Source organism: uncultured Shewanella sp., from assembly GCF_947497935.1.
Lineage (GTDB): Bacteria > Pseudomonadota > Gammaproteobacteria > Enterobacterales > Shewanellaceae > Shewanella.
This window is the reverse complement of the sequence record NZ_CANMIO010000004.1, coordinates 206,405-230,306: the sequence shown is the minus strand read 5'-3', so window position 1 is coordinate 230,306 and position 23,902 is coordinate 206,405. Positions and strand designations below refer to the sequence as shown.

The window sequence follows — 23,902 nt, the reverse complement described above, 5'->3', positions numbered from 1 at the left end:
AGCCTCGGGCTAAAGTTGCTGTAGCTGATCTAAATTCAATGGCTTGCGAGCTAGTAACCAGTCAGTTCCATATAACCTAAACCACTATGACTACCGCTTATGCTAACTGGTCCCTCCCAATATGGAATGGACAATGGCATGCTGGCATTAGCGTTAAGCGCTTGAGTGGAGAGCTCAATGGTTTGTGAGGGGATAGATATATCCCAAGCAACAGGGTAGCGCCCTGATGGTGTTTGCTGCCAAGCCGTGGCAGTCATTGAGATCTGCTCGCTGCTAATTTGTGTGCCACTACCGTCAGGGTACATGCGCCTACCACTATAGAAGTCTTGTTGCTTGCCACTGTTGTCTCTTAGCTGAAACAACATTAACGCCGAGCCATCATCTAGTCTAAAAGCAAACCAGTCCCAGCCTTGTTGGGTTTTCGATAAAAACTGTGAACTCCACTCTCTGTCTAACCAGGCATCACCGCTGACCTTAATGGTTTTACCATTTAGTTCGATAGTGCCACTGACCTCGATAAAAGGCTGGCTGTAGTAATAGCTTGCTACTGTGCCAGTGGCATTTTTGCGGCTATAGCCATTATCGCCTTGCAGTTGAAACGGTGCTTTACTGTCGAGTTGCAATTGATAGCTAAACTCTGCGGTATTAGCTGACAAAGTTGCAGGGAACAGCTGCTGGCTGTCACTGCGCCACTGCCAATCGTCTTGTTGGATAACTAATGGATTAGCTTTAGTGCCAGCAAAATTGGCGTTGCCTCGGGTCCATTTTTCTTCAGCTTGGTGTTGTTGCTCGCTGGTTATGGCTGTGTGCGACATATACAACTGCTCGGTCTGCCAATCCGATGTGAATTTATCTTGAGTCGGTGATGGTGGCGCAAGCGCAATCCGAAACTGGGTCCATTGCAGACCTAATGGTTCACCAGTTTCCGTTATGAGGTTGGCGGTTAAATACCACCACTCTTGGCGAAAGTCGTCGTGGGCCATATGATCAGCTGGAAAGGTGAGTCTCTTTCCTGAAACGACTGGGGCGTAGTGAGTGGTGTCTCCATCTAGTAGTTGTCCCATCCCCCGAGAAGAGGTTGTGGCTGAATCAAAGAAACACCCGCCCAGAAAAAGGCAAAATATTAAGCTGTAAATTCGTAGTCTCATAATGCCTCCTGCTGCAAGCTGCTGATCAATGGACGCCGGGTCTGCCACAATAGCGGCAAGATAACCGCAACGGCGCTGACAATCATAGCGATCACTAATACTCTGAAATAGGCCTGCCAGTCCCAAATCATAGCGATACTCCAGCCAAAGGCCTGTAGGGTGACTTTATTGATTAACAGGTAACCGAGAAGCGCGCCTGTTGGTAGGGCGAGTAAACAGGTCAGTAGTACGATTAACAGCATCTGCCCCGACACTAAGGTTCGCAATTGCATTCGGCTGACCCCCATTGCATAGAGTCTGGCGAGTGGAGCCTGTCTCGCTTGAGTCAGCATCAAGCAGGCACTGAACAGGCCCACCGCTGCGACGAGAAGCGTTAAGCTATTGAGCACTAAGGTGATGGAGAAGGTGCGTTTGAAGATCTGCATGGCACGTTGTTTAATCTTGCTCTGGTTATACATCTGCGCTGCAGAGAGTGGGATCTGGCTTTGTAGTATCGATTCTAGCTCGCTAATTTCATTATCATAATCTGCGGCAATGCTACTTGGAGGCAAGGGCAATCCCAGCCGCTGCCAAGTCGTCTGACTGACAATCACCTGTCCCTTTGGGCTGCCGTAATCATAAAAAATGGCCCCAATCGGTATTGGGGGGAGTGAGGCATTGTCAAACTCGGGTAAGCTGATGGTGTCGCCAACCGCGAGTCGATACTTGATTGCCATTGGCTCGCTTATCATCAGCACCTCAGCATTGAAGAAGTCCTGCCAATGGTCGGCCTGTTGCGCCTTTATCTGATTGCTGTTTCTCAGAGAGTGAGCATCTCGGGTCATTAAACTGACAGGGTCATTTTGGTAATGGCTGGAGTGTAGCCATTGACCATAAACCGCGCTGACATTAGGTAAGCTCTCGAGTAAGGTTTGAGTCTCTAGCATTTTATCGCTGGGAGGGCGGATATAAAGATCGGCATAGAGTCTGTCATCGAGCCAATGCTTTAAGGTTATTTCAAAACTGCCGACTAAAGTATTCATCGATATGTTAGCGGTAAGCGCTAATAGCATAGCCATCATGGCGAGGGAAAGCGGTGCGATAAGCTCCTTGCTCTCGGCTACGGCATATTGCCATAGACCCGCTTGAGTGACTCGTTCTACATGGGACAGGCCAACTTGCAGTACCATAGGTAATAACAGCGGGATGGCGATGGTGACTACGCCTAACAAAACTAAGCTATGTTGATAGTCCTGTGTCAATGGAAACAGGGCTGCGGCCAAAGCGAGTAATGTGAAGCCAATGATAAAGAGCCTTAGCTGCTGTCTCTTAGCATGGCTTTGCTGTTCGAAGCGACTCGCACTGCGCGCTAATGGCTGCTTGGCTAAGGTTTTAAATAATGGGTAACAAGCAAGAAGGGCGGCAAAAAAAGTCAGTCCAATCGCTTGATACAGCCAGCTCCACTGCCAAACTCCCGGCATCAGTCTTGCGCCGTAGAGTTGTTCAAGGGTGAGTGCAATCATGGGCTGTAGCCAATGGCTGAGCTGCAATCCGAGAATGAAGCCAACTAATGAGCCGATAAGCACCAATATAAGCAGTTCAAAAAGCAGGGCGAGTAGCAAGGCTCGTTGAGGTACGCCCTGTTGTTGTAGTTGGACTAACAGTTTTTGGCGTTTGAGCAGGCTGTAGCGAACGCCGTTATAAGCGATAAATAGACCAACGATAAACGCCAGTAGGCTCATGGCCGTGAGATTGAGATGAAAGCTGCGTGTTAGGCTCGTCAGGCCTTCGCCGTCATCTTGCTGAGTAAAGTCAAAATATTGCTGGCTTTGTTGATTAAACAGTTGCTGGATCTGCTTGGTTAAACGATCGGGGTTAGCAAACAGAGCGATATAGCTCAGCTCTCCAGTTCGATTCAGTATTTTTTGCCCGAGGGAGATATCCATCAAGATGGCGTTGCCGAGCCCAAGTTCATCGTTTAGGGATATCACACTCAGTCGATAGCCGTTGAGCTCAATGGTGCCTTTAGGGGCAACTTGAGCGCTGAAGCTTTCGCTCATTAAAATGTAATGGGCTCCTGATAACAGTTTCGCGAGGGGAAGGTCGGCAGATAGGAGCGAGTTCTGTTTAGAGTCTGTTGCGGTACCTTTTGTCGTCGAATGTTTGCTTTGTATCGACAGCGCCGCAACCAGATCGCTTGCCTGAATATCCCAGCGCTGGCCTATATCGTCGCTGGCGGTGCCACTCAATACGGCTAAAGCCTGAGTGATACCAGCTTGCCTAAGAGTAAAGTAAACCGATTCATCAACTGACTTTTTACCGCTAATAGGCGTGAGTAGTAACTGCGCCCTGTGGCTCAGTAGCTCGGTGGCCTCGGAGTAACTGCGCACGGCATTTTCATTGGTGGCCCTGACGCCAATTAATAGGGTGACAGCGAGTATGACCCCTAAGATAATCGCTCCGGCTTGCAGGGGCGACTTAAGGTAATGACGGGCAAAGACTTCGAGGCTTAAACGTATCGTTAAGCCGCTGTCTGCCATCGTTTGGTTACTCATGGATCTTTCCCTGCTCGAGATGCCAGCGCCGTTTCATAAAGGCGGCGCAGTCACTGCTGTGGGTGACCATTAACACACAGGTGCTAGATTCCTCGGCAAGCTGAGTGAGCAGGCTCATCACTTGCTGACCGGCTTTCTCATCTAGGTTTCCCGTCGGCTCATCGGCCAGTAATAGTTGCGGCTTGTGAGCGAGGGCGCGAGCGATGGCGACACGCTGCTGTTGACCACCTGATAGGGTTTCTACATTTCTACTTTGAACCTCTTGTAATCCAAGTTGCTCAATCAAGTAGTCGCACCAAGGGCTCCATTTTTGCTGATTTAAGCGTAGTGAAAAGGCGATATTGTCACGGACGTTGAGCGGGGTTAGGAGGTTAAACTGTTGAAACACGACTCCTAAATGCTGGCGTCTAAATTGACTCCACTGTTTATCTTGCCAGTGCGTGGTGTCATTTTGGTTGAGTAGTAACTGGCCTTGCTTGATAAATTCAAAGCCACCAATGATGTTGAGCAGAGTGCTCTTACCGCTACCGCTTGGGCCAGTTAATGCCACTGTGTCGGTAAGATTGAGTGTAAGGTTAATATCATCTAGCACCTGATGATATTTATCGCCATCGTTAAAGCCTTTTGAGACTCGGTTCAGTCGGACAATCTCACTGCTCATGACAACTCCTGTCGCTGGCTTTACCCTCAGAAATAGACCCTAACCTATCATGCTTTTTAAGTTTATACGTATTTGTACACCAATAAGATCTTTCATTATGGACTATCGATTGATGAAGCCGTGTTAGCTGATTGAGTGAGGCTGTGATTTCGGTTCAGCATGAGTTTAGGGGGGAGCCACTAAGAAAGCTAACGGTGTTCTTTTTATTATGTATTGAGTGTGTATTGATGATTTCATTTCAGCTTAGGGGCTGTTCCTAAGAAAGCCAAAGGTGCTGTGTGTTTGGAGGGGGATGATATTATCTAGGCTAATACTACTAATACCAGTCTGAATAAGAAAGTTAGCGACTCAGAGTGTTTTGTTGCAAACGAATTTATGGGCGGTGGAATGCGTGTAGCCTTGTGAATTCATTCAACGTAGAAGTCGGCAGCCAATCACACACCTGTAAGGTGATTGTCAGCGCTTAAGCCTAGTTTCACTAGGCTTTTCATTCGTTGGCTTATCTAAAAGCGCTAAACTTTCGCTGAGCGCTCAGATTTCTATACTGATTAATCCTGCTCATCTAATGAGTAAGGTAGCGCAATCAGTGTTAGCTCTGATTCCGTATCATCGGCAACTCTAAGCTTAGCATCGAGCTGAGTATCATTAGCCAGTACGGCGGTTAATAATACTTGGCCGTCACGCTGTACTGCTTCGATGATGGTACCTGCGCGGCGGAATCCTTCTTCGTCCTCCAGTGCAATCTCAAGTTGACTGTCGGCTGTGAGTGGCGCAGTTACCTTGCCGCTAACAATATACAGTGCGCGCTTGTTACCGCCGCGATACTTCATGCGAGCCACAGTTTCTTGGCCCATGTAGCAACCTTTATTGAAGCTGATACCATTGACGGCCTGAACGTTACACATCTGTGGAACAAACTGGCCTTGGTGGCTGGCACCTAAGTTTGGGTAACCCGCTAGGATCTCTAGTGTTTGCCAAGCGCTTGCATCATAGATTGGTTGCTCAATGGCGTTAACGAGTGACTCTGCCTGATCTCGTTCAATTGCTAGGATATAACGACCCGTATCATGAATAATCATGCCGCCATCGATTAATGTTAACTCAGCATTGAGTTCGCCAAACTGCGCGGTTAGCCAAGCATTTGCTTGCTCGCCAGCAACGCCAAGGAGTAACCAAGAATCAGTCACATCGGCTAAATCCGCTTTGCTAAATACTGCATACTTTTGCAGTTGTGGTAGGTCTAATGCCAAGGTGTCTTTTGGCATCATCAAGAAAAGCGTGTCATCTTTAGCGAAGGTTCTAAAGCTAGCTAGCATTTTGCCTTTAGGATCGCAGTGCGCGCCCCAGCGCCATTGGTCACTTTCTAGGGAGCTGATATCGGTAGTGACTTGGCCGTGAATAAAGCTGCGCCCCTGCTCACCTGTCACAGACATTAAGCCTAGGTGGGTTAACTCTGAAAAAAGTAGATCAGGCTGTTGTCCGTTAAGAAGCCAAGTTGGCTGAGAAGTTGACAGCGTCATGAGAAAGTCCAAGAAGTAAACCAATAAGGACAATGATTGTACCGCTAATTTCTCACTGCGCAAGCGCAGTAGTTCAAACTATTACTACTCACTAAGGATAAAGAACAAAGGCCGCATAAATCTATTTATACGGCCTTCTTTAATGTCTCGCTATGATTAAGACATAGATGCTATTTCACTAAAGATCAGTGAAGTAAACGAGTTCTAATCGTGCCTTCAATCGCTTGCAATTCTATTAACGCATCTTCAGCTTGATCTGAATCGACTTCCATTACCACGTAACCGATTTCAGCCGTTGTCTGTAGATACTGAGCAGCGATGTTGATGCCTTTCTCTGCAAACGCCGAGTTAATCTGGATAAGAATACCAGGGCGGTTGTGGTGAATATGCAGTAGACGCGACGTGCCAGAATGCTGAGCTAGAGAAACCTCTGGGAAGTTCACCGCAGTCATGGTCGAGCCATTGTCTGAGTACTTCGCCAGTTTACCCGCAACTTCGACGCCGATATTTTCCTGTGCCTCGGCTGTGCTGCCACCCACATGTGGGGTAAGTAGCACGTTATCTAGGCCGCGCAGCGGGCTTAGGAACTCATCATCATTCGACTTAGGTTCTACTGGGAATACATCGATTGCCGCACCAGCGAGGTGCTCTTCTTTTAGTGATGCAGCTAAAGCATCGATATCTACCACAGTACCACGAGAGGCATTGATAAGAATGCTGCCTTTACGCATACAGGCAAGTTCATCAAAGCTAATCATCTCTTTAGTCTGAGGCGTCTCAGGGACATGCAAGCTGACCACATCGGCAAGGGATAATACTTGCTGCAATGAATGTACTTGCTGTGCGTTACCTAGCGGTAGCTTGTCTTCGATATCGAAGAAGATCACTCGCATACCTAAGGTTTCTGCCAGAATACCTAGCTGCGTGCCTATGTGTCCGTAACCAATGACACCTAAAGTCTTACCGCGAGCCTCAAAGCTGCCTGAAGCACTCTTTAGCCAGCCACCACGGTGAGCTAGAGCGTTACGTTGCGGGATCCCGCGCAGTAGCATGATGATTTCACCTAAGACCAACTCTGCCACACTACGAGTGTTAGAGAATGGGGCATTGAAAACCGGGATCCCCAGTTTTTCTGCCGCAGACAGGTTAACTTGGTTGGTACCAATACAGAAGCAGCCGATACCGACGAGTCTCTCTGCGTGGGATAGAACTTCTTCGGTGAGTTGGGTACGGGAGCGAATGCCAACAAAGTGCGCATCTTTTATTGCAGAGGTTAGTTCTTCTTCTGCCAAAGAGGCTTTGTGATACTCGATGTTGCTATAACCTGCACGTTCGAGCACATCTACCGCAGATTGGTGGACGCCTTCCAAAAGCAGGATCTTAATTTTATCCTTGTCCAGCGAGTGTTTCGCCATGATTTATGTACCCTTTTAGTTTATATGTATTATGTATACTTAATGCCACCGCAAAAATGACTAGCTTCTACGTTGTAGGAGTGGTTTGGGTATAGACTGTCAATGTACTAAGGACTGTAAAGCCTCGACAATAGATATTTGCGTCAAAAGCGTAACAGAGGTAACAAAGTAGCACTTTTTTTTATTGCTGTGGAGGGCTAGATGGCTAAAGTGTTTATTCTGAATTTAGAACAATATCTTATATAGGGACGATATTTTGAATAAAAGAGCTGCGTGGCTAGTGATATTCTTCGCTGTATTGGTTTGGTCAGGGATTAATCCTAAGGATCAATTTACTTGGTTTTTAGAGGTGGCTCCCGCCTTAATCGCATTGCCCATTTTAATCTATACCCGTAATAACTTTACCTTGACGAGTTTAGCCTATGGTTTGATCTTGATTCACTGCATTATCTTGATGGTGGGCGGACATTATACCTATGCCGAAGTACCGCTGTTTGATTGGATTGCGGACTGGACGGGGGGCGAGCGTAATAACTACGACAAGGTGGGGCATTTCGCTCAAGGCTTCATTCCCACAATTTTGGCGCGCGAAGTGTTTATTCGCTTGAATGTGGTCAAGGTTGGTGCTTGGTGTAACTTCTTAGCCATCTGTTTTGCTTTAGCATTCTCAGCTTTTTATGAGCTTATTGAGTGGTGGGTGGCCGAGCTTACAGGAGAAGATGCCGAGGCATTTTTAGGTACCCAGGGCTATGTGTGGGACACTCAATCGGATATGGCTATGGCGTTAGTTGGGGCTATTTCGGCAGTGCTGCTCCTCAGTCGTTTGCATGATAAGGCGTTGCGAGCAAAGCTTAACCTAGCCAAGCTATGATAAGCTTGCTGGCTATAGAGGAGGCTACCTTAGTCTAGGTAGTTAATGCCGCTATATTCAGCGTCAACGAGTCGCCAGAAGGGGCTCGTAGTACGAACAAAAAGTATGAACAAAAATCTGATGCCGTAGTGGTACAGCTACTTATTCAATAGGCTCTGATGTTATTTCTGCCTCATCTCTGAATTAACTTCAGAGTTTGTTTTATATAGCGTACAGGCAAAACTTTTCAGGGAGAAAAGTGATGAGTAAAATTGATGAGGTCATCTTTCTTCATCAGGTGGCATCTCCTTGCCACTTAGCCATTCTCGCGGAGTCAATTGGACTGAAAACGCGGGTTATCTCTAACGTCGACCAGCTTGATCCTAATAGTCACAGTAACTGCTTTTATCTTGTTTCTCAGCAAGGTGCAGCGCTGGATGTCGATGGTATTCCGCTGGTGGCGAGTCAATTAGTCAAGCATGTTCCTGTGGCGCTTTATCAGGTCGAACGTGATGGTTTATCTACAGAAGCTGCGCTACTGCAAGGGATCCGTGGTCTACTGTTTATTAACGAGCGTATGGATCTGCTGCTAACGGGATTACGCAAAATGCTCAATGATGAGCTTTGGTTCGACAGACCATTGATGAGCAAAGTCTTGCGTCAATTAGTCAATAATATGAGCACTTCTGAATCCATGACGACTGAGGCGGCAGAGTCTCTTGAGGGGCTGACCAATCGTGAGAGAACCATCATTCAATTGGTATCTAGCGGCGCACGTAATAAAGAGATAGCCGATAAACTCTGCATTAGTGAGCATACGGTCAAGGCGCATATTTCCTCTATATTTAGAAAAACCCAAGCTAGGAACCGTGTAGAGCTATTGCGCTGGGCACAGTCATTCGAAAGCCAACTCAATTTATATGGATTAAGCCACTAAGCGATTTATCGAGCCTTTTATTCACACTTTAAAGCCATGTGGGACATAGCTGTTTCAAAATAGCTTTAAAGTGTGTGAGACGGCTGTCTTACCTATTCATTCTGACGATGAGCGGGGCTAGCTGCAGTAAATCGTATTTGAATATGCCATCAGAGTTTACTTATCTTGCCTCTACCTTCAATTATCCTTCCCTTTATCATGGCGCAAATTTTTCACTGTTCTCAGTACTTTTAATCTCAGTTTAATTATTAGCCGTTTAAATGTAGCGTGATAAATGACTATTTAAGCTATAAACGGGCCTTTCATAAAGGAATGCTCAAATTCCGTTCGTTATTAACGTTGTAAATTTTCATTTGTGTGTTTATTTGATCTGATTTGGACCGTTTTGGGCATAAATTTTATCATCTTAAAGCAGTACTAATTTTACCTCTTATGTTGGGGAGTATGTTTAAAGGTGGCAATGCTGTTGGTCTGGTGTTTGCATCATGTTTTGCTGATATTGATATGTTATTGCATTTCTCTCGTTTCATCGCTTATGGCAGCTAAAGGCGGTAAAAAGTTTAATTATCTTCACCAAAATCCGCCAAATGCCTTGCAGCAAAATAGTGTCTGTATACACTGCGCTCATATCAAGATTTAAACGGTAATAAATGTATGGAAGTTTTCATCAGTTTGTTCGGCATGCTTTGTCTTATGGGATTAGCTGTCGCCCTATCAGAAAATAGAAAAGCAATTAACCCTAGAACAGTACTCGGTGCGTTAGCGTTCCAAGTCGCCTTTGGCGCATTTGTTATGTACGTTCCTATGGGACAGGCAGTGCTTGATGGCGCATCAAATGGCGTGATGCATGTTATCGGTTACGCTAACGAAGGCTTAACCTTCTTGTTTGGTGATCTGGCTAAGTTTGGTGTTGGCTTTATCTTCGTCATCAACGTGCTATTTGTAGTGGTCTTCATCAGCGCATTAATTGCCGTACTTTATTACCTCGGCATTATGCAGTTGGTTATTGGCCTTATTGGTGGCGGCTTGTCTAAGCTACTGGGCTCTAGCCGAGCAGAATCTCTATCTGCGACAGCCAATATCTTTGTTGGCCCAATTGAAGCTCCTTCAATGGTACGTCCATTTGTTAAGCACATGACTCGCTCTGAGCTTTTCGCGGTAATGACGGGCGGTTTAGCATCGGTTGCTGGCGGCACCATGATTGGTTATATCCAGATGGGTGTTGACGTTAAATATGTACTAACAGCAGCGTTTATGACGGCTCCTGCAGGCTTACTGTTTGCTAAGTTGATGTGGCCAGAGACTGAAACACCACAAAACGACATCAAAAAAGTGATGGATGATGTGACAGACAAGCCAGCGAACGTACTCGACGCTGCAGCCAGCGGCGCAGCAATGGGGATGCAGCAGGTATTGTCAGTGTCAGCGCTGTTACTTGCCTTCGTGGCACTTATCGCCATGGTTAACGGCATGCTTGGTGGCATCGGTGGCTGGTTTGGCATTGAAGGCCTGACCATGCAGGCTATCTTAGGTTATATTTTGGCACCGCTTGCTTGGGTGATGGGTGTACCTTGGAGCGAAGCGACTCAAGCGGCATCATTTATCGGTCAGAAGATGGTGATCAATGAATTCGTAGCCTATATCGACTTCTTGAAAGTGGCCGATCAGCTATCTGAAAAGACCCAGATTATCATTAGTTTTGCACTGTGTGGTTTTGCCAATATTGGTTCATTAGCCATGGTAATTGGTGGTTTAGCGGCGCTTTGCCCTGAACGTCGTCACGACTTAAGCGCCCTAGGCATGAAGGCGTTAATCGCAGCGGCTCTAGCTAACTTAATGAGCGGTACCATCGCAGGTCTACTTTATAGCTTAGCGGGTTAAGACTCCGATAAGTTTGCTTTGAAATCTTTGTATTTTTATAAAGAGTACTTGTTTACTAGCGCAAACAAGTACTCATTTTTTTAAGGAAAGTATCATGACTCCACATATCAATGCTGAAAACGGCGCGTTTGCTAAAACAGTCCTAATGCCTGGCGATCCGCTACGTGCTAAATACATTGCCGACAACTTCTTAGAAAATGCTGTACTTGTGACTGACGTACGCAACATGTTGGGCTATACCGGCGAATACAAAGGCAAGAAGATCTCTGTTATGGGTTCTGGCATGGGTATTCCTTCTATTTCTATCTACGCTAAAGAGCTAATCACTGAATACGGTGTTGAGAACATTATCCGTATTGGCTCATGTGGCGCGGTGAGCGACAAGATCAAGTTAATGGACGTGGTAATGGCGATGGGCGCGAGTACAGATTCTGCCGTTAACAGAACTCGCTTTGCAAACACTGACTTTGCCATGATTGCAGACTTTAACCTACTTAAGCGTGCTGCAGATTCTGCTGAAAAATTAGGTGCTAACTACCACGTAGGTAACCTATATTCTTCTGATTTGTTCTACAGCGGTGATGAAGAGCGTTATGACTTAATGGAAAAGTACGGCATCTTAGGTGTCGAGATGGAAGCTGCAGGTCTTTACGGTGTAGCAACTGAGTTTGGTGCTAACGCATTGGCTATGATGACGGTAACCGATCACTTACGCCAAGGCCTTCACCTTACTGCAGAAGAGCGTCAACAAACACTTAATGACATGATCAAGCTCACGTTAGATGCTGTTGAAGACCTTCTTTAATAAAGAATTAAGCTTGGCAAGATAGGCTGCGCGGCAATTTATAAGAAAACTTATAACAGCTTATCTCTTTACCCTCTGGCCCGCGATTATGCACACTAAGTTGGACGCCTCTTTAGCGTAATCGACAAAAAAAATTTAAGTATTCTCGCGGGCCAACTTTGTTTTCCTTCCTCGAACGCTAGTGCTATAGCGTATTTCAAAGCAGACGCCAACATTGAGTCTCTGCTGAGCGATGTTCGGTTCAAGCCTGTTCAAATTTACTGCACTATAGTAGCTTATAGTATTTCTCTGCCATGTTAAGGATAACAATGGATACGCTACCTACTGTACTGAGAGAAACTTGGCGAATTTATACTAATCATTTCTGGTCTTTATGCGCAGCAAAGCTCTCTATAGTATCGCCAATTATCCTGCTTAATAGCCTGAGAACCAATGATGTTTCCTTGCCAATATGGGCATACTCGACCTTACTCTTATTACCGCTTTCACAGTGCGTGTTGATACTTCATCTAGCAGCCATAGTAAATAAGGATAGATTGAAGTTAACGCAACTCATCTATAGCGCCGTACGGCGCTGGCTTCCCCTTCTTGGCTTATATGTACTCTCTACCTTGGCGTTAATAAGCGGTTTTTTACTGCTTATACTCCCAATGTTCTTCGTGATGGCGCGTCTTTCATTCGCAGATTTTTATTGTGTGCTGCATAAGCAGGGAGCGGTTTTAGCTTTTAAAAATAGTTGGCGTGATACTCAGGCACTACAATGGCCGATTTTACTCGGCAGCTTAATGCTTTTGGCCTTAAGTTTTGCCCCAGGCTTCTATTTAGAGCGGGTATTTGGTGACATGAGTGGCTGGCGGGCTTACTGCATAATCCTTGTCATGAGCCTAGAGAGTGTGCTTGATATCTTAGTTACCATCTTCTGCTATCGCTATTTGTTATTGAATCAAACCCTAGCCCATTCTCGAGCGCAGGTTCTAGCGGCTTAAACGTTTAGGCATAGCTATGCATAGCCATTTGCGCTGCTATTCATACTGTTATCTACACTGTTATCTGCCTGCGTAGAGCATAAGCTCACTCATCATACCTGTTTAAAGATCCTGTCTGACACAGTAGACTGTGGCCAATAATACAAAGAATGGAATATAAATATGTCGATTTGGTTTAAGCCTATTAGCCTCGAAGTTTGTGCAAAAATGGATGTGGGTATGCACGGTAAAGGCACCTTAATGCAGACGCTTGGGATCACAGTGACCGAAATCGGTGATGATTATATGAAGGCGACTATGCCTGCAACACCAGCAGTGCATAATCCACTGGGTATCGTTCACGGCGGTGCTAATGTGGCATTGGCCGAGACTGTTGCAAGCTACGCCGCTAATTTCGCTGTCGACTTTGAAAACTATTACTGTGTCGGCCAGGAGATTAATGCTAATCACTTGAAAGCCTCACGTAACGGAATACTTACCGCGACGGCTAAAGCGGTACACTTGGGCAAGCGTAGTTCAGTTTGGGAAGTGTTGATCCATAACAGTGCAGGCGAGCTGTGCTGCATCTCTCGTATGACGGCGGCAGTGGTTAAGCGTTAGAACTGAGCGTTAGAGCTAATCGTTAGAACTGTGTGGCTGTCTGCGACTAAGTTCCACTCAAGTATGAGCAATTTTATTTAGCTAAGGCCTGTTTTAATGGCTAACTTTTGCTCATACTTATCCTATTACTTTAATCATGCTTAAAGCATTGCTTAGGCCGAATATCGATAATGAGGAGTGCGAATGGATAACGCAACAATATGGGAGTGGGTTGGATACCTTGCGTCAGTCGTCGTCGCAATATCCTTGATGATGTCTAACATCAAAAAACTACGTTGGTGGAATCTGGTTGGTGCGGCGCTGTTCGTGGCGTACGGGTTGGCTATCAACGCTATCCCAGTGGCTCTGGTTAACTTTTTTATCGTACTTATCGACGCCTACTATTTAGTTATACTCTATAAGGCGCAAAACCAGCTCAAGAGTGAGACCTAAAGCTTATACCTAAGTCTGAACTTGATAAAATAGCGAAGGGCGAGCGCTAAGATAGATAAAGAGTGCTTGTCTTTTGTCTAGCTCTTGCGACCCTTTGCATTTACTGTCTCTACTGCTACTGCTACTGCTACTTCTCTACTACTTCTCAATTATTCCTTTACTTGCTCAATATACTTCTACCGTTCTAATCTGTAATTTAGTTTAGTGTTATCTGTTTTAATCGTTTTCGCGTTTGTAAATTACTGACTAGTATTAACTCATCACGTAAGGCCTATTGCCACCGCGTTTCGTACGCAGGAGATAAACCATGGCCACCATTTTTGATTTAATCGAAACTTGGCTGGGATCACGCCAAGATTGAGGAGTAATGTATGAGTCAGCAAAACCGAGTTCTTACCGCACAAAATGGCGCACCTATCAGCGATGATCAAAATTCACTATCAGCTGGTGAGCGCGGACCGCTATTACTTCAAGACTGGCATCTTATCGAGAAGCTGGCGCACTTTAACCGTGAGCGTATTCCTGAGCGTATCGTACATGCTAAAGGTACAGGTGTTTACGGTAAGTTTACCCTGACTCGTGACATGAGTGACTACACGATTGCCGATCACTTTAACGGTGTAGGTAAAGAAACTGAAACCTTTGTGCGTTTCTCTACTGTAGGTGGTGAGATGGGCTCTGCCGATGCCGAGCGCGACCCTCGTGGCTTTGGTCTACGTTTTTACACCACTCGTGGTAACCACGATATCGTGGGTAATAACACACCAACCTTCTTCCTGCGTGACGGCATCAAGTTCCCGGACTTTATTCATACTCAGAAGCGTAACCCACAGACAAACCTGAAAGATCCCCATGCGATGTGGGACTTCTGGGCACTCAATCCAGAAGCTATGCACCAAGTTACTGTGTTGATGTCAGACCGTGGTATTCCGGCTAACTATCGTCAGATGCATGGCTTTGGTTCGCATACATTCTCTTTCTGGAATGCAAAGGGCGAGCGTTTCTGGGTCAAGTTCCACTTTAAAACAAAGCAGGGCATCGCCAACTTAACGGCTGAGCAGGCTGACATCTTAAAAGGTATCGATCCTGATTCATCACAGCGTGACATGGTCGCCGCGATCAGTGACGGTAACTTCCCTAAGTGGGCTGTTAAAGTGCAGATCATGCCAGAAGCTGAGGCAAACACTTACAAGATCAACCCGTTTGATCTCACTAAAGTATGGCCACATGCCGACTACCCACTGATTGAAATTGGTGAACTCGAACTAAACCGTATGCCACAAAACTACTTCGCTGAAGTTGAGCAAGTCGCATTAGCGCCAAGTAACCTAGTTCCAGGTGTAGGTGCATCGCCAGATAAGATGCTGCAAGCACGTTTGTTTGCCTATGCTGATGCTCAGCGTTACCGCATCGGTGCTAACTACAATCAGTTACCAGTGAACTGTCCACATGCAACAACGGCTAATCATCATCAACGTGGCGGCGCTATGGCGGGTACACTGTGCCCATTCTCGGGTAGCCAGACCGGCGGTGACGCGAGTAGTAACTATGGCCCAAACAGCAATAATGGTCTGCAAGATCAGGCGCAATTTGCCGAGCCACCGCTGCGTTTAGACGGTGAAGCAGACCGCTACAGCCGTTATGACCAAGATGACTTTAGCCAAGCGGGTGACTTATACCGCTTATTACCAGAAGATGAGAAGGCGAGATTGATTGCCAATATCGTCGGCACATTAAGTGTGGTGAGTGAAGCTACACAGGCTAAGATGGTTGAGCACTTCACAGCGGCAGACAGTGATTATGGTCGCCGAGTAGAAGAGGCGTTAAAGGCTGGGTAAAGCTAAGACGGTGAAAGCCGGATAAAGCTAAGACGGTTAAAATCGGGTGAAGCTAAGACGGTCAAAATCGGTAAAGCTAAGACGGTGAGAGCCGGATAAAGCTAAGACGGTCAAAATCGGTGAAGCTAAGACGGTGAGAGCCGGATAAAGCTGAGATGGTAAATACCGGGAAAGAAAAAGCCTGTGGAGTTTAATCTTCACAGGCTTTTTTAGGATCTAGAATCTAAAAGCCTAGAGCACTCGTAAACTCGTTGCTAGAACGCTTCGCGGCTAGAGTGGACTGCGTCCTACGAGGCAATCAAAAGCGAGTATGCAGTTTCTAATGTTAGCCCATGAGCGTTGCAGCTAAAGACTGCTAAGTTGACGGCATAAATACCGACCAACAGTTCAGCGGCTATTTTGCCTTTCCATCTTAGCTTTTTCGGCTTTTCCAAGCTCCTATTCGGCTTTATTCGTCTTAGCTCAAATCGTCCTCGCTTTCTTTAAAAAACTAAGGTTGCTACGCCTAGCAGTGCAAATAGTACGGCGCAGCCGCGGTGGATCCAGCTCATCGGTAGCTTTTCAGCGCTAAAGTGTCCAGCAATGACTACTGGCACATTGGCTATGAGCATGCCTAAGGTCGTGCCCATGACCACCATGGCTAAGGCATCATATTTAGCCGACAGCACCACAGTGGCTATCTGAGTTTTGTCACCCATCTCGGCGATGAAGAATAGAATAAAGGTGGCTAAGAATGGTCCCATAGCATAGAAACGGCTCTCTTCGGCATCGACTTTATCAGGAATTAACACCCACAGCGCAATGGCAAAAAATGAGGCCGCGACTAGATAGCGTCCCATTTCCGGGCTGATCCAAGAAATCGCCCATTGCCCAAGCCAAGCGGCGGCAAAGTGATTAACTAAGGTCGAAAGGAATATGCCGAGAATGATGGCGGTCTTGTTTTTAAAACGTGCGGCTAAGATAAGGGCCAGTAACTGAGTCTTATCACCGATCTCAGCAATGGCGACGGTAAACGTCGAGGCGAGTAGAGCTTCCAAGAGTAAATCCTTTAATGGGGATGCAAATTCTAAGCACAGAACCTCTTCCCCAAATAGAGAGGTACGGTGCTCAGGTCTTGCTGGGCGAACTCAACAGCTATTGTGTCGAATTGCTGTATGTACCATGGCATTTGGCCAATTATGTTGATACATACTCAGTAGAAGACTTAAGTATTCTTGCGTCACTCTACCGATAGCTACTCCCCTGAAGCGGAGGCGCATTATATCGACTGAGTTGTTTTTTTCAACATCCGTCGCAGATAAGGCTGATTTTTTTGGCCAAATATGCGGGAGGTCATATAACTGATATCTAAGTTTTGCGAGTATGTTGCAATATCGTGCCGAGTTGGTTTTAAGTCGCTTAGAAGGCTTGCCCACAGGGAATACTGCTGTTAATGTCGTGTCTGTCATTTTTTAGAGAAAGAGCCGTAATGAAGCAATTCACTCTGTATTTTCCACGATTTATCCAGCCTCAGTGGCTAAGTTGATAAGGTGAATACACGTATTATTTAACTTGCCGTTGGGGCCAATTGGAATCGCTAAGGTTGATTTTGACCAGATTCGATTGGGGGCTGTTAATGATATTGTTAGCTTGCACAATTCTCTCCCTCAAAGTCGTTCTAAATCTGACCTATCTAAATAAAAAATAAAATTTAACAGGACAATTTTGTGAACTCAAAAATACTTGGCTCAGTTGCCATTGTCGCAGGAACGGCAATTGGTGGCGGTATGTTGGCTTTGCCTCTAGCAACTGCTTCATTAGGTACCATTCCGGCACTGCTTTTACTTATCGTAATTTGGGGTATATCCATTTATACCTCACTCCTAATGCTTGAGATTAACCTACGGGTAGGTGTTGGTTTAAATCTGCACAGCATTACCGGTAAAACCTTAGGTAAAGTAGGCCAGCTTATTCAGGGCGGCTCATTCTTAAGCCTGCTGTTCGCGCTCACCATGGTGTATTTGATGGGGGGCTCGTCGCTGCTTGAATCAAAGATGGCAATGGTTGGTATGGACGTTGGCAGTCAATTCTCGGTGTTACTATTTACGCTGATTTTCGGTGGCATTATCGCGATTGGCGTTAGCTGGATTGATAAAGTGTCACGGGTGTTGTTTACCTCAATGATCACGCTACTGGTGATCGTGGTTGCCTACTTGCTACCAGAAGTCGACATGAGTCTGATGATGAATAATTCAACCGAAGGTATGGTGACTAGCAGCGACTTAACCAACCTATGGTTAGCGGCTATTCCTATTGTGTTCACCTCGTTCGGCTTCCATGTATGTATTGCGACCATAGTGCGCTATTTAGATGGCGACGCCATGTCGTTGCGTAAAGTGTTAATTATAGGTTCAACCATTCCGCTTGTGTGCTACATCCTATGGTTAGTGGTGACCTTAGGCACCTTGGGCGGCAAAACGGTACATGAATTTGCTGGCTCTTTGCCATTGCTTGTTACGGCGCTGCAAGGTGTTGCAGAGTCGTCAGTGTTGAAGTCTTTCATCGATCTATTCGCTAATTTCGCCTTGGTAACTTCGTTCCTTGGCGTGACCATGAGTTTATTAGATTATGTTGCCGAGCTTACACGTGCTAAAGAAAATGCATTAGGCCGCGTACAAACATGGTTACTGACCTTTGTACCACCACTACTTTGTGCATTGTACTACCCTGATGGTTTCTACAAGGTGTTAGGTTTTGCGGCTATTCCGCTAGTGGTGATTATTATCTTCTTGCCTATCGCAATGGCACTGCGCCAGCGTAAGCAAAATTTAGGTGGTTATCAGGTTTGTGGTGGTAATACCGCACTCGGTCTAGCAGGGCTCGCCGGTTTAGCTATTATTCTGGCTCAGCTATGGGTGGCACTATAACTTGGCAGGTTGTAACTAGAAGATTAAATACAGGATGCAGTTAGCGTATATGGCTTGAAGGCTTTTTTACAAGGTAACAGCTTTGTAAGAGATTAATTCAGAAACTGTTATCAGCGCCTCTTCTTATGATAAAGTCGAGCTCGAATATGAAAATATTGAGCTCGGCTTTTTTGTTTTTCCGGCCTAATAAAATTGAATATCGACGCACAAGTAATCAACAAAAAATCTAAAAAATACTCTTAATAAAGCTCTTAATAAAGCTCTAATAAGAGATAAGAAATGGACTTATAAAAATGAAAAAATGGCTTTTGACAGCGGCTATGGCGACCTCTTTTGGCGCTCTAGCTGACGAAGGTATGTGGCAGCCTTATCAACTTCCTGCCATGGCAGATGAGCTTAAGGCGAAAGGGTTAGAAATTGATGTTAACTCGATTTCAAAACTGACAGAATTCCCAATGAACGCAGTGATAAGCCTTGGCGGCTGTACGGCATCGTTCGTTTCACCAAAAGGTCTAGTAGTGACTAACCATCACTGCGCCTACGGCTCTATTCAGTACAACTCGACCCCAGAGAAAAACCTACTACGTGACGGCTTCTTAGCTAAGTCTTTTGGCGAAGAGTTGCCAGCGACCCCAGGCTCACGTGTGTATGTGACTGAAAGCGTTGTTGACGTGACCGCCAAGGTTAAAAACGGTCTTGAAAACAAAAAGGGTAACGAGTTTTACAAGGGCATTGAGCAAAAAGAAAAAGGCCTAGTTGCCGAGTGTGAAAAAGAAGACGGTTACCGTTGTAAGGTATACAGCTTCCACGGCGGTCTAGAGTATTACCTAGTTAAGCAACTAGAAATTCGCGATGTGCGTTTAACATACACACCAGCAGCCAGCGTGGGTAAGTATGGCGGTGATGTGGATAACTGGATGTGGCCACGTCACACCGGCGATTATGCTTTCTATCGTGCTTACGTATCAAAAGACGGTAAGCCAGCAGATTTCAGCAAAGACAACGTGCCATTCGAGCCAAAAAGCTTCTTAAAAGTATCGGCTAAAGGCGTGAGTGAAGGTGACTTTGTGATGGTTGCTGGTTATCCGGGGCGCACCAACCGTTACCGTACAGCTAACGAAGTCGAAAACCAATTTGAGTGGTCATATCCTGAAGGCAAGATCTTACGTGAACGCCTAATTGAGATCATTAAAGAGACCGCGCCTGAGGGCAGCGATGAGCGTATTAAGTACGAAAGCTCAATTGCAGGTTTAGCTAACTATGCTAAGAACTTCACCTCTATGATCGAGTTTTATGGTAAATCGACCATGCTTGATGACCGTAAAGCTCTAGAGCAGAAGCTAGCTAACTGGATTAGCGCCGATAGCAAGCGTAAGCAGCAATACGGTAAGGTACTCGCCGAGCTTGATAAGCTCATTGCTAAAGGTCAGCAAGGCCAAGAACGTGATTTACTACTTAGCTATATGGGTTACAGCACCATGTTAAGTACTTCTGGTCGCCTGTACCGATTAGCCAATGAAAAAGCCCTGCCAGATATGGAACGTGAGCCGGGTTATCAAGAGCGTGATATGACACGTTTTACATCAGGCATGGAGCGTATTGAGCGCCGTTATGCTGCGAGTGTTGATAAAGCCATGTTGTTAGACCTTATCACTCGTTACGCAGCGCTTCCAAAAGATCAGCGCTTACCCGCGTTTGATAAAGCCTTTGGTATCACTAACAATTTTGATGCGGCTAAGCTAAGCAAGACGCTTGATAAGATGTACGCCAACACTAAGCTTTCAGACAAAGAAACCCGCCTAGCTTGGATGGACAAGTCAGTTGCCGAGTTCAAAAAGTCAAAAGACCCATTCATTCAGTACGCCGTTGCGACCTATGATGAGCGCATGAAGCGTGAGCAGGCTGAAAAGCAACTTGCAGGTGACTTGATGAAGGTTCGTCCTATGTATATGGATGCCATCATTGCTTATAACCGCGAGCAAGGTAAGCCCGTTTACGCCGACGCTAACTCAAGCCTACGTGTAACAGTCGGTCATGTGAAAGGTTACTCACCAGAAGATGGCCTATACGCTGAGCCATTTACACGCCTTGAAGGTATTTTAGCGAAAGACACAGGTGTAGAGCCATTTAACGCACCTATGAAGCAGCTAGAGCTTATCGCTAACAAGCAGTACGGTGATTACTATGTGAAGTCATTGGACTCAGTGCCAGTAAACTTCTTATCGACTCTTGATACTACAGGTGGTAACTCAGGTTCACCAACCTTGAATGGTCGCGCCGAGCTTGTGGGTCTACTGTTTGATGGTGTGTACGAGAGTATTATCGGTGATTGGGGTTACGACACCGAGACTAACCGTTCTATCCAAGTCGATAGTCGTTATATGCTTTGGGTGATGAAGTATCTCGATAATGCAGATAACCTTCTAGAAGAAATGGAAATTGTTCATTAATCTGCGACCTTGATAGATCAAGGTTAGATAGGTCTTTTAGATGCAAAAGCCGAAACATGAAAGTGTTTCGGCTTTTTTGATCTTTGGTGGTTGGTTTGGTGGCGGCCATATGCCCAAGGTTGGTATTGAGCTTTCAGCTCAAACTCATTTGTAAGATACCAAGCTGCGCTTGAGCTTACAGCTAGACTGCGTCTAACAACGAACGTCGTGGCGCTTCGTGCCACACTTGAGATTTAAGGCATCAGGCTGCGCCTGACTAAAGTCGTGAGCTTCCAGCTCACACACGGCCAAGAGGGGATCAACAGCAATCCCCTCTTGGATCACCCCTGCCGCCCCGACGAAGTTGTCTCCCTCGTACTTATTCGAAATAGTCTAACGCTTCCGATGGGGCATCCTGCCCCGCGAAGGCTATGCCCACGTCCGTGTGGGCATTACGACTATTTCTTCAACGTACTTCGGCAACTCCGATGGGGAACTGGTGTTTTCTGTGAGTTTCGTAACTCAGTTTTGCCCCAAAACGTGTTTACCTTCGAATGAAGGCTGATTACATTTCTATTTGTGCTCGGTGCTATATGGCTGTGAGTATTAAATCGGTGCTTTAGAGTTATTAATCGCCTGCAGCGGGCGCATGTGCAGACACTGCTGCGAGACGCTGCAAGTACAATCCCTGTAAGCTCTGCGATGACATCCATGTCATCGAAGCCCGCAGCCGTATCTACACGGGATAATTGGTGTTTTACTTTAAGTTGAGTTGCTTGATGTCTAACGCGTAAATGCCCCTTTATGAGTTTCAGATTATGAGCGGAACAGATAAACAATAAGCCTGTTGACCTACTTTTGCTAATCGATAAGTGATTGCTACTTAGTCATTTAGATAAGGCATCAATATCCATGCTCACTTTTAGAAATGCATGCGCACAAAACAAATGTTATGCGCTAGTCCTAATCATGTCCTTATAGTGTCGTTGTTCTGTCTGTAGGGGAATGGTAGATTTTACTCAATCAAAAGAATTGGGAAATTTATATGACCATAGGTAAAAAAGTAAAACAGCTCAGAGAGTTAAAAGGTTGGTCTCAGGAACATCTATCATTTGTCTCTGGCTTATCGAGTAAAACAATTCAGCGAATAGAGTCTGGTAAAAAGGCATCTTTAGAGTCTCAGCAAGCCTTAGCATCAGCATTTGAGATTGAAATGAGTGAAATTTTCTATGCTAAAACCGAGGTTGTGCAGCATCCACGGGAAAACCGAAAAGAGTACATCCTTGAGATTTACTTTGAAGGTGAGTGTATTGAACAGCAAAGTTACTTTGACCCTATAATCCCTCCTTTACCTGGTGAGCAATTTTACATTTCATTTGAAAACAGTAACTACTCTCAAGCTTATGGAAACTGGTGGGTAGTAGAAAAGCGCAAGCACTTGAAGTTCAATGAAAGCATTAATATCGAAACTTTAATGCTTTATTGTGTGCCGGACCCAGAAAAAGGCATATAACAAGTTGTTCAACAGCGACTAAAAACTCGTGCCATTTTCGCTTCGCCCAAGAGTATGGAACACTGGTTTTTCGCTTCGCCCAAGAGTATGGAACACTGGTTTTTCGCTTCGCTCAAGAGTATGGAACACTGGCATTTCGCGCGTTAACAAGGGCGATAAAGAGTTGATTTTGCTCCTTTGTCGCTAATTTCAACCAACTATTTTTTGCTGTTAACAAACTTACAGAAGACACCCATTCCTCATCAGAGTCGCCGAAGAATAATAGGGGTAGAGAAAACTATCGAATGATATCGGGCTAACAGAAAACACCTATTCCCCATCGGAGTTGCTTAAGGTATTGAAGAACAATCACGTGAGCGAGTCATGGATGATGAGGTAGGCTTAGTAGAGCCATGGTCTTTCTCGTGCATCCATGCACTTTAAGACATTCAGACTTCCTGTCTATCAGATGGCGATTCTGAGGCGATAGAGATTTTCGAAAATACCTGAGGATCAACAACTTCGTCGGGGCGGCTCGGGTGATGCAAGAGGGGGAAGCTGTTGTCCCCCTTTTGCCCGAGTGTGAGCTGGAAGCTCACGACTTTAGTTGTTAGACGCAGTCTAACTTAAAGGTCAAGCGCAGCTTGATTGCCTTCAACAGAACTTGTTAGACAAAGTCTAACTCCAAGCTCAAGCGCAGCTTAGTAAGACAAGGTTTAATGGTTAACTCGAACCTAAACCCTAAGCAACAGAAGCTAACAATTCCGTTAGCTCATCGGAACTCAAAGGTCTCATAGAACCCTCTGCCAAATCCCCTAACAGTAAACTCTGAATCGATACCCGTTTAAGGTCGATAACCTTAAACCCCAACGCCTGTGACATACGGCGTATTTGACGGTTTAATCCCTGGGTCAAAGTGATCTGATACTTATCAGAACCTAAACGGCTCATCACACAAGGCAAAGTCGTGACATCTTTATAGCTCACCCCCGCGGCCATGCTAGCAAGAAAAGCATCATCAAAAGCACGGTCAACTTGCACATGGTAAGTCTTAGCATGACCAAAATCCGGATGCATCAGCTTGTGGGTTAGCTCACCATCGTTGGTTAAGATCAGTAAACCGCGACTGTCTTTATCGAGACGGCCGACAGGGTAGAGGCGGGGGGATTCAGGCAACAGATGTAATAAGCTGTTTGGTAGGTGCGCTAGCAAGCGACTGTCGGTGCCGACGGCTTTATTAAACAGCCAGTAGGCTTTAGCTTCGACGGTACTAATCGGCTCATCGTTTACATAGATCTGCTCGGCGCTGCGCTGACCTTCTGGAGTGTCGATTAGGGTCACACAATCGACGTGGTTAGCGAGGCGCTCATCGATACGGACTAGGCCGTCTCTGATTAAACGAGTCGCGGCGCGACGGGAACAGCAGCCGGTTAAGGCAAGGTATTTTGCGAGTCTCATGAATTGGGAT

18 protein-coding genes are annotated in these 23,902 nt (G+C 45.8%); 11 read left to right on the top strand and 7 right to left on the bottom strand.

What is annotated here, in order from left to right:
• Positions 1-50 precede the first annotated feature (50 nt).
• The 5 genes from Q1A86_RS06515 to serA form a co-directional block, all read right to left on the bottom strand.
• The gene (locus Q1A86_RS06515) at positions 51-1,148 is read right to left on the bottom strand and encodes a lipocalin-like domain-containing protein (RefSeq protein ID WP_299804394.1); all 1,098 of its coding nucleotides are present in this window, start codon (positions 1,146-1,148) and stop codon (positions 51-53) included.
• Positions 1,145-3,682 (bottom strand): FtsX-like permease family protein, encoded by a 2,538-nt coding sequence (locus Q1A86_RS06510; protein ID WP_299804391.1) that lies wholly within the window; start codon positions 3,680-3,682, stop codon positions 1,145-1,147. Before Q1A86_RS06510 ends, Q1A86_RS06515 begins: the two co-directional genes overlap by 4 nt.
• Positions 3,675-4,343 (bottom strand): ABC transporter ATP-binding protein, encoded by a 669-nt coding sequence (locus Q1A86_RS06505; RefSeq protein ID WP_299804388.1) that lies wholly within the window; start codon positions 4,341-4,343, stop codon positions 3,675-3,677. The genes Q1A86_RS06510 and Q1A86_RS06505 overlap by 8 nt, the downstream gene beginning before the upstream one ends.
• Before the next feature lie 548 nt (positions 4,344-4,891).
• On the bottom strand, positions 4,892-5,863 hold the full coding sequence (gene ygfZ, locus Q1A86_RS06500) for a tRNA-modifying protein YgfZ (RefSeq protein ID WP_299804386.1): 972 nt from the start codon (positions 5,861-5,863) through the stop codon (positions 4,892-4,894).
• A gap of 185 nt (positions 5,864-6,048) precedes the next feature.
• Positions 6,049-7,278 carry a phosphoglycerate dehydrogenase gene (gene serA, locus Q1A86_RS06495; protein WP_299804383.1) on the bottom strand — a complete coding sequence of 410 codons (1,230 nt, stop codon included), beginning with the start codon at positions 7,276-7,278 and terminating at the stop codon, positions 6,049-6,051.
• A gap of 256 nt (positions 7,279-7,534) precedes the next feature.
• Here serA and Q1A86_RS06490 point away from each other — a divergent pair, with 256 nt between their 5' ends.
• The 8 genes from Q1A86_RS06490 to katB all read left to right on the top strand — a co-directional run bounded on the left by Q1A86_RS06490 (position 7,535) and on the right by katB (position 15,607).
• Positions 7,535-8,149 carry a DUF2238 domain-containing protein gene (locus Q1A86_RS06490; protein WP_299804380.1) on the top strand — a complete coding sequence of 205 codons (615 nt, stop codon included), beginning with the start codon at positions 7,535-7,537 and terminating at the stop codon, positions 8,147-8,149.
• Positions 8,150-8,390: 241 nt separating this feature from the next.
• The gene (locus tag Q1A86_RS06485) at positions 8,391-9,065 is read left to right on the top strand and encodes a response regulator transcription factor (RefSeq protein ID WP_299804378.1); all 675 of its coding nucleotides are present in this window, start codon (positions 8,391-8,393) and stop codon (positions 9,063-9,065) included.
• Positions 9,066-9,719: 654 nt separating this feature from the next.
• Positions 9,720-10,946 carry a NupC/NupG family nucleoside CNT transporter gene (locus Q1A86_RS06480; RefSeq protein ID WP_299804376.1) on the top strand — a complete coding sequence of 409 codons (1,227 nt, stop codon included), beginning with the start codon at positions 9,720-9,722 and terminating at the stop codon, positions 10,944-10,946.
• 91 nt (positions 10,947-11,037) lie between these two features.
• Positions 11,038-11,751, top strand: coding sequence for a purine-nucleoside phosphorylase (gene deoD, locus Q1A86_RS06475; RefSeq protein ID WP_299804661.1), 714 nt, complete (start codon positions 11,038-11,040; stop codon positions 11,749-11,751).
• 536 nt (positions 11,752-12,287) lie between these two features.
• Positions 12,288-12,737, top strand: a complete 450-nt coding sequence (locus Q1A86_RS06470; protein ID WP_299804374.1) for a hypothetical protein — start codon at positions 12,288-12,290, stop codon at positions 12,735-12,737.
• A 162-nt stretch (positions 12,738-12,899) separates the two neighbouring features.
• Complete coding sequence (locus Q1A86_RS06465; protein WP_299804372.1) at positions 12,900-13,337, top strand: PaaI family thioesterase; 438 nt, start codon at positions 12,900-12,902, stop codon at positions 13,335-13,337.
• 183 nt (positions 13,338-13,520) lie between these two features.
• Positions 13,521-13,769: a hypothetical protein gene (locus Q1A86_RS06460; RefSeq protein WP_299804369.1), complete on the top strand. Its 249-nt coding sequence runs from the start codon at positions 13,521-13,523 to the stop codon at positions 13,767-13,769.
• 371 nt (positions 13,770-14,140) lie between these two features.
• Entirely contained in the window at positions 14,141-15,607 is a 1,467-nt protein-coding gene (gene katB, locus Q1A86_RS06455) for a catalase KatB (protein WP_299804367.1), read from the top strand.
• Between the two features lie 482 nt (positions 15,608-16,089).
• Here katB and Q1A86_RS06450 read toward each other — a convergent pair whose 3' ends face one another.
• Positions 16,090-16,644, bottom strand: a complete 555-nt coding sequence (locus tag Q1A86_RS06450; RefSeq protein WP_220759050.1) for a TMEM165/GDT1 family protein — start codon at positions 16,642-16,644, stop codon at positions 16,090-16,092.
• A gap of 669 nt (positions 16,645-17,313) precedes the next feature.
• Here Q1A86_RS06450 and Q1A86_RS06445 point away from each other — a divergent pair.
• The 3 genes from Q1A86_RS06445 to Q1A86_RS06435 all read left to right on the top strand — a co-directional run bounded on the left by Q1A86_RS06445 (position 17,314) and on the right by Q1A86_RS06435 (position 22,455).
• Positions 17,314-18,513 carry an amino acid permease gene (locus Q1A86_RS06445; protein ID WP_299804361.1) on the top strand — a complete coding sequence of 400 codons (1,200 nt, stop codon included), beginning with the start codon at positions 17,314-17,316 and terminating at the stop codon, positions 18,511-18,513.
• 293 nt (positions 18,514-18,806) lie between these two features.
• Positions 18,807-20,963, top strand: a complete 2,157-nt coding sequence (locus Q1A86_RS06440) for a S46 family peptidase (protein ID WP_299804358.1) — start codon at positions 18,807-18,809, stop codon at positions 20,961-20,963.
• Positions 20,964-21,987: 1,024 nt separating this feature from the next.
• Positions 21,988-22,455, top strand: a complete 468-nt coding sequence (locus tag Q1A86_RS06435; protein WP_299804355.1) for a helix-turn-helix transcriptional regulator — start codon at positions 21,988-21,990, stop codon at positions 22,453-22,455.
• A 720-nt stretch (positions 22,456-23,175) separates the two neighbouring features.
• Here the strand turns inward: Q1A86_RS06435 and Q1A86_RS06430 are convergent.
• On the bottom strand, positions 23,176-23,892 hold the full coding sequence (locus Q1A86_RS06430; protein ID WP_299804352.1) for an RNA pseudouridine synthase: 717 nt from the start codon (positions 23,890-23,892) through the stop codon (positions 23,176-23,178).
• Positions 23,893-23,902: the final 10 nt, after the last annotated feature.

Bases quoted from the DNA above. Each gene is read 5' to 3' on its own strand.
- Q1A86_RS06515 (WP_299804394.1), bottom strand. From the start codon at position 1,148: ATGAGACTACGAATTTACAGCTTAATATTTTGCCTTTTTCTGGGCGGG.
- Q1A86_RS06510 (WP_299804391.1), bottom strand. From the start codon at position 3,682: ATGAGTAACCAAACGATGGCAGACAGCGGCTTAACGATACGTTTAAGC.
- Q1A86_RS06505 (WP_299804388.1), bottom strand. From the start codon at position 4,343: ATGAGCAGTGAGATTGTCCGACTGAACCGAGTCTCAAAAGGCTTTAAC.
- ygfZ (WP_299804386.1), bottom strand. From the start codon at position 5,863: ATGACGCTGTCAACTTCTCAGCCAACTTGGCTTCTTAACGGACAACAG.
- serA (WP_299804383.1), bottom strand. From the start codon at position 7,278: ATGGCGAAACACTCGCTGGACAAGGATAAAATTAAGATCCTGCTTTTG.
- Q1A86_RS06485 (WP_299804378.1), top strand. From the start codon at position 8,391: ATGAGTAAAATTGATGAGGTCATCTTTCTTCATCAGGTGGCATCTCCT.
- Q1A86_RS06480 (WP_299804376.1), top strand. From the start codon at position 9,720: ATGGAAGTTTTCATCAGTTTGTTCGGCATGCTTTGTCTTATGGGATTA.
- Q1A86_RS06465 (WP_299804372.1), top strand. From the start codon at position 12,900: ATGTCGATTTGGTTTAAGCCTATTAGCCTCGAAGTTTGTGCAAAAATG.
- Q1A86_RS06460 (WP_299804369.1), top strand. From the start codon at position 13,521: ATGGATAACGCAACAATATGGGAGTGGGTTGGATACCTTGCGTCAGTC.
- katB (WP_299804367.1), top strand. From the start codon at position 14,141: ATGAGTCAGCAAAACCGAGTTCTTACCGCACAAAATGGCGCACCTATC.
- Q1A86_RS06440 (WP_299804358.1), top strand. From the start codon at position 18,807: ATGAAAAAATGGCTTTTGACAGCGGCTATGGCGACCTCTTTTGGCGCT.
- Q1A86_RS06435 (WP_299804355.1), top strand. From the start codon at position 21,988: ATGACCATAGGTAAAAAAGTAAAACAGCTCAGAGAGTTAAAAGGTTGG.
- Q1A86_RS06430 (WP_299804352.1), bottom strand. From the start codon at position 23,892: ATGAGACTCGCAAAATACCTTGCCTTAACCGGCTGCTGTTCCCGTCGC.